Origin of the sequence: Kitasatospora arboriphila (assembly GCF_039528095.1) — a bacterium.
Classification (GTDB): Bacteria; Actinomycetota; Actinomycetes; order Streptomycetales; family Streptomycetaceae; genus Kitasatospora; species Kitasatospora arboriphila.
Map to the genome: position 1 here is coordinate 1 of NZ_BAAALD010000115.1, position 10124 is coordinate 10124.

Below are 10124 nucleotides of genomic sequence, written 5' to 3' on the forward strand. Positions count from 1 at the left end.
CCCCCGCACGGCCCGCTCCCCGCACCCGGGAAGCGGGCCGTCGCCGTCCCCGGATCAGGCCAGGGCGTAGCGGAAGACGTAGCTGTGCACGCCCGCGTCGTCGATCCGGATCTCGAAGCCGCCGGTGATCCCGGCCAGCTCCTCGGTGCCGGTGCCCGGCACCACCGCGATCACCAGCCGCTCGCCGCGGCTGCCGGGCGCGCAGTGCTGCAGCACGAAGCTGCCCTTGCGGCCGTCCAACTCGCCGGCGTACCGCTCGAAGGCGGTGTACGCCGCGGGCTGGCCCTCGCCGTCCGCCGCGCTGATCATGTGCACGGTGCTGGTGCCGGTCAGCCCGCCCCGGAAGGTCTTGGTCAGCTTCACCCGGGCGAGTGTCGCCCCCGGCAGTTCGTCCAGCACCTCCGGCTCCCAGCTGTCCACCGTGAAGCCGCCCTCGGCCAGCCCGTCCATCCCGTCCGTCCCCTCGTCGCTGCGGATCGCTGCGGCCAGCCTGGCACGGGCCGCCGACAACAGGGCCGAGGGTCGGCGGCCGGGCCCGCGCGCACTCCGGGGTCAGCCGGCGAGCGCCCGTACCGCGGCCGCCAGCCGCGCCGGCGCCCCGGCCTCGTACTGCAGGAACAGCCGCGGCTCGGTCAGCTCCAGCTCGATCAGCAGCGGAGTGCCCTCCGGCCCGCGGACCAGGTCCACCCGCGCGTACAGCAGCTCCGCGCGCTCGGGCACGGCCGCGAGCACCCGCTCGGCGACGGCCAGCTGGTCGGCGTCGGGCCGCCGCGGCTCGTCCGCGAAGCGGCCCTCCGGGCCGGACAGCATCGGCCCGCGCCGCACCGCGTGGCTGAACGCGCCGCCGATGAACACCAACGAGGTCTCGCCCTCCCCGTCCACCGCCGGCAGGTACGGCTGCACCATCGCCGTCCGGCCGGCCGCGGTCAGCAGGTCGGCGTGCGCCGCGGCGGCCGCCCGGTCGGTGGTCCGCACGGTGTCCCGCGCGCCGGCCGACACGGTGGGCTTCACCACCAGCTCCGGCCACGGCGCCGTCCCCCCGTCCAGCCGCTCGCCGGGCCCGACCCAGGCGGTCGGCACCACCGGTACCCCGGCCAGGGCCAGCTCCCGCAGGTAGGTCTTGTCGGTGTTCCGCTCCAGCACCGGCACCGGATTGCAGACCCGGGTGAGCCCGGCCGCGCGCCGCGCCCAGGCCAGGAACTCGTCCCGTCGCCCGGTGTAGTCCCAGGTGCTGCGGACCACCGCCGCGTCGAACCGCTCCCAGGCGACCGCCGGGTCGTCCCACACCACCGGCTCGGCGGCCACCCCCTGCCCGGTGAACGCGGCCAGCGCCGCCCCCACCTCCTGGTCCGGGGCGTCCTTGCTGGTCACATAGGCCACGGCGGGGGTCGCGGTCACGGGGTCCCTCCTTGCTCGGTGCGGTGCCGGTTGCGGGTCTCGTGCCGGACGGCACGGCGCTCGGGCGGAAACCAGTGGTCGGCGACGGGCTGCTGCACGGTCGGCCCGCCCGAGTGCGGGCTGCGGACGTACCCCTCCGGCGGGGTGGGCAGCGCCGCGACGCAGGCCTTGGAGCAGGCGTCGACGAGCAGGGGCAGGACGTCGGTGGCCACCCGCAGCGTGATCCACACCCGGCGCGGCCGCGCGGCCGGCCCGCCGCAGACACTGCAGACCGCGCCCGTGCCGCCCTCGCGCGGCTGCCGGTCCAGCGGCGGGAACGGCGGCCTGGTCTTCTCGTTGCCGTACAGCGCCCGGGTGCTGACCAGGCTCCGCCGCAGCCGGGGGCACCGGGTCAGCTCGTAGGGGAGCCAGTGCAGGCGGTACGAGGTGTAGACGTCGAGGTCCTCCAGCGCCGACATCGCCCCGATCTCGGGCGGGACGCGGACCAGGTTGCTGCCGTACAGCCCGAGCCTGCGGACGGCGGTCAGCCTCGCGATCGTCGGTGGCAGGGTGACGATCTGCCGCCGTTCCTCCGCGGGCAGCCCCTGCAGCGGGTGGAACTCCTCGCGGCCGTCCGCCGCCGCCTCCTCCACCAGGTCGAGCAGCCTCAGCCAGCCCGGCGCCGAGGTGTCCTGCTGCTCGGCGTGGAAGGCGACCCGACGCCGGTTCGTCGCGCGGTCCTGGTCGAAGCACCGGCAGGTGTCCTGCCGTGCGCTCCGCTCGTCGCGGACGGCGGGCACCTGCGGACGGTTCGTCATGCGACCACCCTAGGCAGCGCTGCCGCCCGGGTCCGCAGGGGGGTTGTGGTCGGCCGTAGGGTGGCCGGCATGGGTGATCTCGTCGGGGACGTGGAACTCGCGGCCTCCCCCGTGGTGGCGAACAGCACCATGAACCGGGAGCGGACCCTCACCGGGGTGAACAGCTACGCCCGGGAGCTCGGCTTCGACCCGGCCGAACGGCTGCGGGGGCGCCCCGGTGCCTGGCTGGACCTGTGCAGCGGGGAGGGGCGGGCCCTGGTCGCCGCCGCCGGGTCGGTCGCCGCGGGCAGTGAGCTGACCGGCGTCGACCTGGTCGGCCCGCTCGGTCCGGTGCCCGTCCTGCCCGGGTTGCGGCTGCTGACCGCCTCGGTCGCCGACTGGGAGCCGGAGCGCACGTACGACCTCGTCACCTGCGTGCACGGCCTGCCCTACCTCGGGGACAAGCTCGGGCTGCTGGCCTGCTGGGCCGGTGCCCTCACCGGGGACGGCCTGCTCGCGGCCACCTTCGACCCGGCCTCGGTCCGCCGGCCGGACGGCCGCAGCGCCGCCCGCCCGGTCCTGGCCGCCCTGCGGGCCGCCGGATTCCGGTACGACGCGCGCCGCCGGCTGCTCACCCTGCAGGGCGGCCGCCGGCCGCCCGTGGCCCTCCCGGGTTTCCGCTACCTCGGTGCCGACCCGGCGGCCGGCCCGAACTGGACCGGCCAGCCGGCGGTGGCCTCGTACTACGCCTGATCCGGGTGCCCCCGGCGCTACGGCCGGGCGCTTCCGGTGAGGTCGGCGAGCAGGCGGCGGCCCTGCGGCCAGTCGCCGAGGCCGGAGTCGCTGTTGATGTGGCCGAGCGGCCCGACGTCCACCAGCGCGGCGCCCCAGGCGTCGGCGAAGGCGGCGGCCCGCTCGGCGGTGCACCAGGGGTCGTCGGTGCTGGCGACCACCGTGGTCGGGAAGGGCAGCGGGCGCAGCGGTACGGGCCGGAAGTCGACCAGTTCCGGCACCTCGGCGGTGTCCACGTCGGCGGGGGCGACCAGCAGGGCGCCGACGACCGGGCCGGGCCCGGTGCGCCCGGCGGCCCAGTGGGCGACGGTGATGCAGCCGAGGCTGTGGGCGACCAGGACGACGGGGCGGTCGGCGGCGGCGACCGCGGCGTCCAGGGCGGCGACCCAGTCGGTGCGCCGCGGCGCGTCCCAGTCGGCCTGCTCGACCCGGACGAGGCCGGGGTCGGCGGCCTCCCACCGGCTCTGCCAGTGCGCGGGGCCGGAGTTCTGGTAGCCGGGCAGGACGAGGTGCAGAGGCTCGGCGGGGGACACGGCGGGCTCCTCGGGTGGGATCACGGATCGGGTCACGGGTGGGGCGCAGGCGTGGGGCGCGGCGCGGGGACGGCAGGTGCGGGGCGGTTCAGCCGACGGGCGGCAGGACCTCCTCGACCGCGCTCGTCCCGGCGCCCGGGCGGGACTCCCAGCGCCAGGATTCGTCGAGCCGCAGGCGTCCGTCGGTCAGCCGGGACAGCGTGCTGACGCAGTGTCCGCTGCTGGTCTCGCCGGCACGGTTGAGCTGAACGTACCGGAATTCGAGGGTGTCGCCCGCGCGGGTGCCGACGAGGTGGCCGTGCACGATGTCGCCGCCCTGGTAGGAGGCCCAGACCCGGCCGTCCTGCTCGCGGTAGGCGAAGCTGGTGGCGGCGTCGACCTCGCCGTGCTCGGCGCGTCCGGTGGGCGAGAAGACCAGGCCGTCGAGGGATGGCAGCATGGCGGTGCTCCTTCCGTGCGGGAGCGCACAGTCGATCACGGCGGTCGCGGACGCTGCCAACGTTTCCGCATGCTGGGACGGCGTTCTCGCCCCTCGGGCGCCGGTCCTGCTCCGGCCGGGTCGGGGCGGGCGAGGCGGGCCGGGGCGGTACGGCGGTGTCAGAGGTAGTCGTCGAGCAGGGCCAGGGCGAAGCCCTGCTCGTCCACCGTGCGGAGCACCCGGCGGAGCACGTCCGTCATCGTGCCGCCCCACTCGGCGCGCCCGCGGAAGTGGGTGAGGATGATGTCGCCGGGGTGCAGGACCCGGTCCGCGTGGCGGTACTCCATGCGGTCGGGGAAGGCCTCCTCGTTCCACAGCGCGACGGCGCGGATGCCGCACTGCTGGGCGGCCCGCAGGGTGTCGTCGGTGTACTCGCCGTAGGGCGGGCGGAACAGCGGTGGCCGGGAGCCGGTCTCGCGTTCGAGTTCGTCCTGCTGGCCGCAGATCTCGGTGCGCTGCTCGGCGGCGGTGAGCTTGCGCATGTCGCGGTGGTTGAGCGTGTGGTTGCCGGTGGCGGCGTGCCCGTTCGCCAGCAGGCCGCGGAAGTAGCCCCAGTCGGGCCGGGCCAGGTAGCCGGTGAGGAAGGTGCTGTAGGGGATGCCGAGTTCGGCGGTCATCCGGGCGAACTCCGGGTCCTTCTCCGCTCCGTCGTCGATGGTCAGGAAGACGACCCGGTCCTCGGTGGGGACGCGCTGGACGACCGGTGGCAGGCCGGGCCGCAGGACGAGGCCGGGCCGGTCGGCGGTGAGCGCGGGCCGCTGTTCGGGCGGGGCCGGGGCGGCGGTCGGCAGCCGGTCGAGTCCCCAGCGGGCGGCCTGCTCGCGTGCCCGGCGCTCCGCGGACTGCCGGGCGGCCTGCACCGGGTCGATCCCCAGGGGTGCGTGGCGTTCGCGGGTTTCGACGGCGGCGAGCGGCGGGAGTGCGGCCGGCGCCGTGGCGGCCGGGGGAGCGGCGCTCCGGGAGGGCGCCGTCGAACAGGCCGTCAGGACGACGGCCAGCCCGGCCCAGAGCGCCGGGCCAACCCGAGGATGACAACCCGATGAGCCGATCTTCATACCGGCGGATGATCCCCGAGGCGGCCGGCGGTCAACCGCCCACCGCCGCAGGGACGCACGGACGGCCCAGCGACGGGGTGTCAGGCCGGGGGCTGGACGTCACCCGTGGTAGTGCTCCGCCCGCCGGGCCGTCCGGGGAGGTCCCCGGGCGGGATGCCCGGATGGTGCGCGGCCGCGCCGCTCCCGCCTTCGGCCGCGGCCCCGGGAGGACCGTCGTCGAAGGCGATCCGGGAGACGATCCGGTACCGGTCGCCGCGGTACACCGAGTGCACGTACTCCACCGGCCGACCGGCCGCGTCACTGGTCAGCCGCTCGAACAGCAGTGCCGGCGAGAGCACCGGCACCCCCAGCAGCCGGGACTCCGCCTCGTTGGTGACGGTGGGTTCGATCGACTGGACGGCCTCCCGCACCCGTACGCCGTGCCGTTCGCGCAGCAGGTCGTAGAAGTCGCCCGACTCCATGTCGGCCGGGGCCAGCCCGGGCACCAGCGCGGCCGGGACGTGCAGGTGCTCGATGGCCATCGGCTCACCGTCGACGAGGCGCAGCCGGGCCACCCGGGTCAGCTCCGCGGCGGGGGAGATCCGCAGCCGCCGGCCGAGCCGCGCCCCGGCCGGCACGGTCTCGAACTCCAGCACCCGCCCGGCCCAGCTGCCGGCGGCCCGCGGCACGCTGAAGGCACTGCCCTCGGAGGCCATCGCCATCTCCTGGACGACCTTCTCCGGGGCCACGAACATGCCGCGCCCGTGCTCGCGGACGAGCAGGCCGGTGGCCACCAGTTCGTCCACCGCCGCCCGCAGGGTCGGCCGGGACACCCCGAGCTCCTCGCACAGCGCCCGTTCGGACGGGATCGGCTCACCGGGCCTGCGGGCCTCCACCAGATCCCGCAGGTGGTCGCGCACCCGCGTCCGCTTCACCGCCACGGCGGCTCCCCTCGTCCGAACCTGACCAGCACCTTACCAGTGTGGCGGCCGAGGCGCCCCGGGCGCCCCTCAGGTCGCCACCACGACGTAGAAGGTCACCGAGGCGAGGAAGGGCCCGTTCTCGAGGTGGTCGAGCCAGCGGTCGGCGCCGTCCGGGGTGAGGTACCCGGCGGTGACGGCCCGGCGGGTGCAGCGTTCCAGTCCGAGGATCCGGTCGGCCGCCCGGACGTCGCGGAGGACCGGCGTGATCGGGAGGACGGCGGGCACCTCGAACCCGGCCTCGACCGCCAGCCGCGGGAGGCGGCTGCCGATGCGGGCGTTGTGCACCGCCCGTTCGGTGACGTACCGGGTGTAGGCCTGCGTCAGCTCGCCGTCCGGGTGGTCGACGGTCAGGGTGCCCCAGTCGGGCTCGCCCATGACGAGCCGGCCGCCGGGCCGCAGCACCCGCCCGACCTCGGCGAGCGCCCGGCCCGGGTCGGCGACGTGCTGCAGCACCCGGTCGGTGCGGGCGCGGTCTGCGGCGCCGTCCGGCAGCGGCAGGTCGTGGAGGTCGCCGAGCCGGACCTCGACGGCGGGCCGTCCGGCGGTGCGCGCGGCGGCGGTGTCGACGGCGGCCCGGTCGTGGTCGACGCCGATCACCCGCCCTGCCGGGCCGGCGGCCGTGGCCAGGGAATCGAGGTCGGTGCCGGGGCCGCAGCCGAGGTCCAGCACCGTCGCGCCGGGCCGGACGTCGAGTTCGTCGAGCATGCGCTGCTTGTAGGCCCGGCCCAGGTCGGTCGCGGCCACCCGGTCGAGGTAGGCGGTCGGGTCGGGGGTGTCGGTCTCGAACACGGTGGAGGTCATGGCTGCCAGTCAATCAACTCCCGTCCGGGGGCGGGCCGCCGGACGTGTTCCGGTGCCGCCCCTTGACGCGCCAACTGGTCTATGCCACTTTCTCTTACCAGTGGTGCTCCAGTCTGCAAGTGGTAAGTTTCCAGTCCTCCCGAGGTGGTTCCGACGTGATCTTTCCGACGCCCCGCCGGATCGTCCCCGCGCCCGGCCGGTTCACGTTCGACCACGCCACGGCCGTGCACGCCCCCGGCCCGGCCGCGGCCGCCGCCGACCTGCTGCGCATCCTGCTCCGCCCGGCCACCGGCCTGCCGCTGCCGTCCTCGCCGGACGGTGCCGTCCTGCTCGCCGTGGACCCCGCGCTCACCGCGGAACTGGGCCCCGAGGGCTACCGGCTCTCGGTCGCCCCCGAGGCCGTCCGGCTGCACGCGGCCGCCACCGCCGGCCTGCTGCACGGCATCCAGCGGCTGCGCCAACTGCTCCCCGCCGAGGCGCTGCTGGACCGCCCGGTGCCGGACGTCCGCTGGGAGCTGCCCTGCCTGACTGTCACCGACCGCCCCCGGTACCCGTGGCGCGGCCTGATGCTGGACGTCGCGCGGCACTTCCTGCCGGTGTCCTACCTGCACCGCACCGTCGACCTGCTCGCCCTGCACGGACTGAACGTCCTGCACCTGCACCTGACGGACGACCAGGGCTGGCGGATGCCGGTCTACGCCTACCCGCGGCTCACCGCGGTCGGCTCCGTCCGGGCACGGACGATGACCGGCCGGGCCGGCAGCGACAGCTTCGACGACCGCCCGCACGGCGGCGCGTACACCAAGGCCGAACTGCGCGGCCTCGTCCGCCACGCGGCCGAGCGCGGGGTCACCGTCGTCCCCGAGATCGAGATGCCCGGCCACGCCCGCGCCGCCCTCGCCGCCCACCCGAGGCTCGGCAACCACCCCGAACGGCGGCTCGACGTGTGGACGGAGTGGGGCGTCTGCGAGAACGTCCTCGGGGTGCACGAGGAGGCGCTGGCCTTCTGCACCGACGTGCTGGACGAGGTGATGGACGTCTTCCCCTCGCCGTACGTGCACCTCGGCGGTGACGAGTGCCCCACCGCCGAGTGGGAGGCCGCCCCGTCCGCCCGGCGGCGCGCCGCCGAGCTCGGCCTCGCCTCGCCCAAGGAGCTGCACGGCTGGTTCCTCGGCCGGGTCGGCGCCCACCTGCTGGAGCACGGCCGCCGGCCGGTCTGCTGGGCCGAGGACAGCAGCAGCCCCGGCCTGCCGCCGGAGTTCACCGTGATGCCCTGGCGGGACGCCGACCACGGCCTGGACGCCGCCCGGCGCGGCCACGACATCGTGATGGCGCCCTACCGCGCGACCTACCTGGACTACCCAACCTCCGACCGTCCCGGTGAGCCGCTCGGCCAGGACGGCGCGGTGGTCGACCTGCGGGCCGTCCACGGGCTCGACCCGGCCCCCGCGCACTGGCCGGAGGAGGCCCGGGCCCGGGTGCTCGGCGCCCAGGCCCAGCTGTGGACCGAGTTCGTGCCCGACCCCGCGGAGGCCGACCGCCGGCTCTACCCCCGGCTCTGCGCCCTCGCCGAGCGCGCCTGGAACCCGGACACCGACTGGCCCGCCTTCGAACGGGCCCTCACCGGCCACCGCCCGAGACTGGCGGCGCTCGGCCTGCCGGCGGACCTCTGACCCCGCTGACCCCGCTGACCCCGCGCCGCCCTGCGCCCGCGCCGCCCGCGGCCCACCGGCCGCCCCCGATCCGCACCACCCGTTCGCTCCCTGCACCGCCCGGGTGCCCGCCGACCGCGGCGCCCGCGTCCGCACCGCCCCCACGGAGAGAGGGAACACCGTGTCAGGAAAGCCCCGCGTCCCGCGCCGCCTGCGCACCGCGACGGCCGTCTGCGTCGCCGCCGGCCTGGCCGGCGCCGCGCTGCTCACCCCGCCGGCCTCGGCCGCGACCGACGCGCTGAGCGTCCAGTACCGCACCAGCGCCACCGGTGCCACCGCCGACCAGGCCGAACCCTGGCTGGAGGTGGTCAACACCGGCTCGACCAGCGTGCCGCTGAGCGAGCTCAAGCTGCGCTACTACTTCAAGGCCGACGGCCCGACGACCGCCTACCGCTTCGCCTGCTCCTGGGCGGTCAAGGGCTGCGGCAACATCACCGGCACCTTCGGCACCCTCGCGAACCCGACCGCGACCGCCGACCGCTACCTGGAGATCGGCTTCACCGCGGGCGCCGGCTCGCTCGCCCCCGGGCAGAACACCGGCGACATGCAGCTGCGCTTCTACCGCTCGGACTGGCAGACCCTCACCCAGTCCGACGACTACTCCTTCGGCGCCGCCCGCACCAGCTACGCCACCTGGGACAAGGTCACCCTGCAGCGCTCCGGCGCGCTCGTCTGGGGCACCGCCCCGGACGGCAACACCCCGACCACGCCCCCGACCACGCCGCCCACCACACCCCCGACGACCCCGCCGACCGACCCGAACGCGCCCGCCCTCTTCGACGACTTCGGCTACGGCTCCAGCAGCGACCCGGCGCTGCAGCAGCACGGCTGGACGGTGAAGTCCGGCCAGGGCGGCCCGGGCGTGCCCGGCGCGACCTGGTCGCCGGCCGACGTCACCTTCGCCAACTCGGTGATGAACCTCCGCCTCACCACCGACGGCACCGCCGCCGGCACCCGGGAGACGGAGATCCAGACCACCGCCCGCAAGTTCAAGAACGGCACCTACGCGGCCCGGGTGAGGTTCGACGACACCCCGAGCGGCGGACCCGACGGCGACCACGTCAACCAGACGTTCTTCGCCTTCACCCCGCTCAACGCGCCGATGGACCCGGACTACGGCGAGCAGGACTTCGAGTACCTGCCCAACGGCGGCTGGGGCGAGCAGGGCGACATCATGTACACGACGTCCTGGGAGACCTACAACCCGGACCCGTGGAACGCCGTCAACACCCACACCGAGAGCCGCACCTCGTTCGACGGCTGGCACGACCTGCAGATCACCATCGACGGCACGGCGATCACCTACTACATCGACGGACGGGTGTTCGCGGTGCACGGCGAGCCGTACCTGCCCGAGACGCCGCAGTGGATCGACTTCAACCACTGGCTGATCGACCTCAACGGGCAGACCGGCAGCACCCCGCGCTCCTACGACGAGCAGGTCGACTACGTGTACTTCGTGAAGGACCAGGTGCTCAGCCCCGCGCAGGTCGCGGCCAAGGTCGCCGGCTACCGCGCCGCGGGCACCTCGTTCACCGACACGGTGCCCGCGGGCTGATCCGCCCGCCCCGCCGCCCCCGCGCGGCGGCCCCGCACCGGCCGGACCCCGGACAGTCC

General features: G+C 75.7%; 11 protein-coding genes. 3 read left to right on the forward strand and 8 right to left on the reverse strand.

The window, feature by feature from the left end; translation table 11 throughout:
* Nucleotides 1–54: 54 nt before the first annotated feature.
* From ABD353_RS34835 to ABD353_RS34845, 3 genes are read right to left on the reverse strand one after another with little or no spacing between them, the layout of a single operon-like run.
* Entirely contained in the window at nucleotides 55–510 is a 456-nt protein-coding gene (locus ABD353_RS34835) for a DUF3224 domain-containing protein (protein WP_344627715.1), read from the reverse strand.
* Nucleotides 511–552: 42 nt separating this feature from the next.
* Nucleotides 553–1398: an ATP-grasp domain-containing protein gene (locus ABD353_RS34840; RefSeq protein WP_344627716.1), complete on the reverse strand. Its 846-nt coding sequence runs from the start codon at nucleotides 1396–1398 to the stop codon at nucleotides 553–555.
* Entirely contained in the window at nucleotides 1395–2195 is an 801-nt protein-coding gene (locus ABD353_RS34845; RefSeq protein ID WP_344627717.1) for a leucine-rich repeat domain-containing protein, read from the reverse strand. Before ABD353_RS34845 ends, ABD353_RS34840 begins: the two co-directional genes overlap by 4 nt.
* 69 nt (nucleotides 2196–2264) lie before the next feature.
* Between ABD353_RS34845 and ABD353_RS34850 the strand changes: the two genes are divergently transcribed.
* Nucleotides 2265–2927 (forward strand): class I SAM-dependent methyltransferase, encoded by a 663-nt coding sequence (locus tag ABD353_RS34850; protein WP_344627718.1) that lies wholly within the window; start codon nucleotides 2265–2267, stop codon nucleotides 2925–2927.
* A gap of 17 nt (nucleotides 2928–2944) precedes the next feature.
* Here the strand turns inward: ABD353_RS34850 and ABD353_RS34855 are convergent, their stop codons facing one another.
* From ABD353_RS34855 to ABD353_RS34875, 5 genes are all read right to left on the reverse strand, one after another.
* Nucleotides 2945–3499 (reverse strand): RBBP9/YdeN family alpha/beta hydrolase, encoded by a 555-nt coding sequence (locus ABD353_RS34855; protein WP_344627719.1) that lies wholly within the window; start codon nucleotides 3497–3499, stop codon nucleotides 2945–2947.
* An 88-nt stretch (nucleotides 3500–3587) separates the two neighbouring features.
* Nucleotides 3588–3938 carry an avidin-fold protein gene (locus ABD353_RS34860; RefSeq protein WP_344627720.1) on the reverse strand — a complete coding sequence of 117 codons (351 nt, stop codon included), beginning with the start codon at nucleotides 3936–3938 and terminating at the stop codon, nucleotides 3588–3590.
* Between the two features lie 158 nt (nucleotides 3939–4096).
* A complete protein-coding gene (locus tag ABD353_RS34865; protein WP_344627721.1) occupies nucleotides 4097–5032 on the reverse strand; it encodes a polysaccharide deacetylase family protein in 936 nt (311 codons plus the stop codon).
* 80 nt (nucleotides 5033–5112) lie between these two features.
* Nucleotides 5113–5952 (reverse strand): GntR family transcriptional regulator, encoded by an 840-nt coding sequence (locus ABD353_RS34870; RefSeq protein ID WP_344627722.1) that lies wholly within the window; start codon nucleotides 5950–5952, stop codon nucleotides 5113–5115.
* A 69-nt stretch (nucleotides 5953–6021) separates the two neighbouring features.
* Nucleotides 6022–6795, reverse strand: coding sequence for a methyltransferase domain-containing protein (locus ABD353_RS34875; RefSeq protein WP_344627723.1), 774 nt, complete (start codon nucleotides 6793–6795; stop codon nucleotides 6022–6024).
* Between the two features lie 155 nt (nucleotides 6796–6950).
* On the opposite strand from ABD353_RS34875, the gene ABD353_RS34880 reads away from it, so the two are divergent.
* Together ABD353_RS34880 and ABD353_RS34885 are read left to right on the forward strand one after the other, a co-directional pair.
* Nucleotides 6951–8468 (forward strand): beta-N-acetylhexosaminidase, encoded by a 1518-nt coding sequence (locus tag ABD353_RS34880; protein ID WP_344627724.1) that lies wholly within the window; start codon nucleotides 6951–6953, stop codon nucleotides 8466–8468.
* A 160-nt stretch (nucleotides 8469–8628) separates the two neighbouring features.
* Nucleotides 8629–10065 (forward strand): cellulose binding domain-containing protein, encoded by a 1437-nt coding sequence (locus ABD353_RS34885; RefSeq protein WP_425555313.1) that lies wholly within the window; start codon nucleotides 8629–8631, stop codon nucleotides 10063–10065.
* Nucleotides 10066–10124: the final 59 nt, after the last annotated feature.

Coding starts and splice junctions, on each gene's coding strand:
- ABD353_RS34860 (WP_344627720.1), bottom strand. CDS start 3,938: ATGCTGCCATCCCTCGACGGCCTGGTCTTCTCGCCCACCGGACGCGCC.
- ABD353_RS34875 (WP_344627723.1), bottom strand. CDS start 6,795: ATGACCTCCACCGTGTTCGAGACCGACACCCCCGACCCGACCGCCTAC.
- ABD353_RS34845 (WP_344627717.1), bottom strand. CDS start 2,195: ATGACGAACCGTCCGCAGGTGCCCGCCGTCCGCGACGAGCGGAGCGCA.
- ABD353_RS34850 (WP_344627718.1), top strand. CDS start 2,265: ATGGGTGATCTCGTCGGGGACGTGGAACTCGCGGCCTCCCCCGTGGTG.
- ABD353_RS34865 (WP_344627721.1), bottom strand. CDS start 5,032: ATGAAGATCGGCTCATCGGGTTGTCATCCTCGGGTTGGCCCGGCGCTC.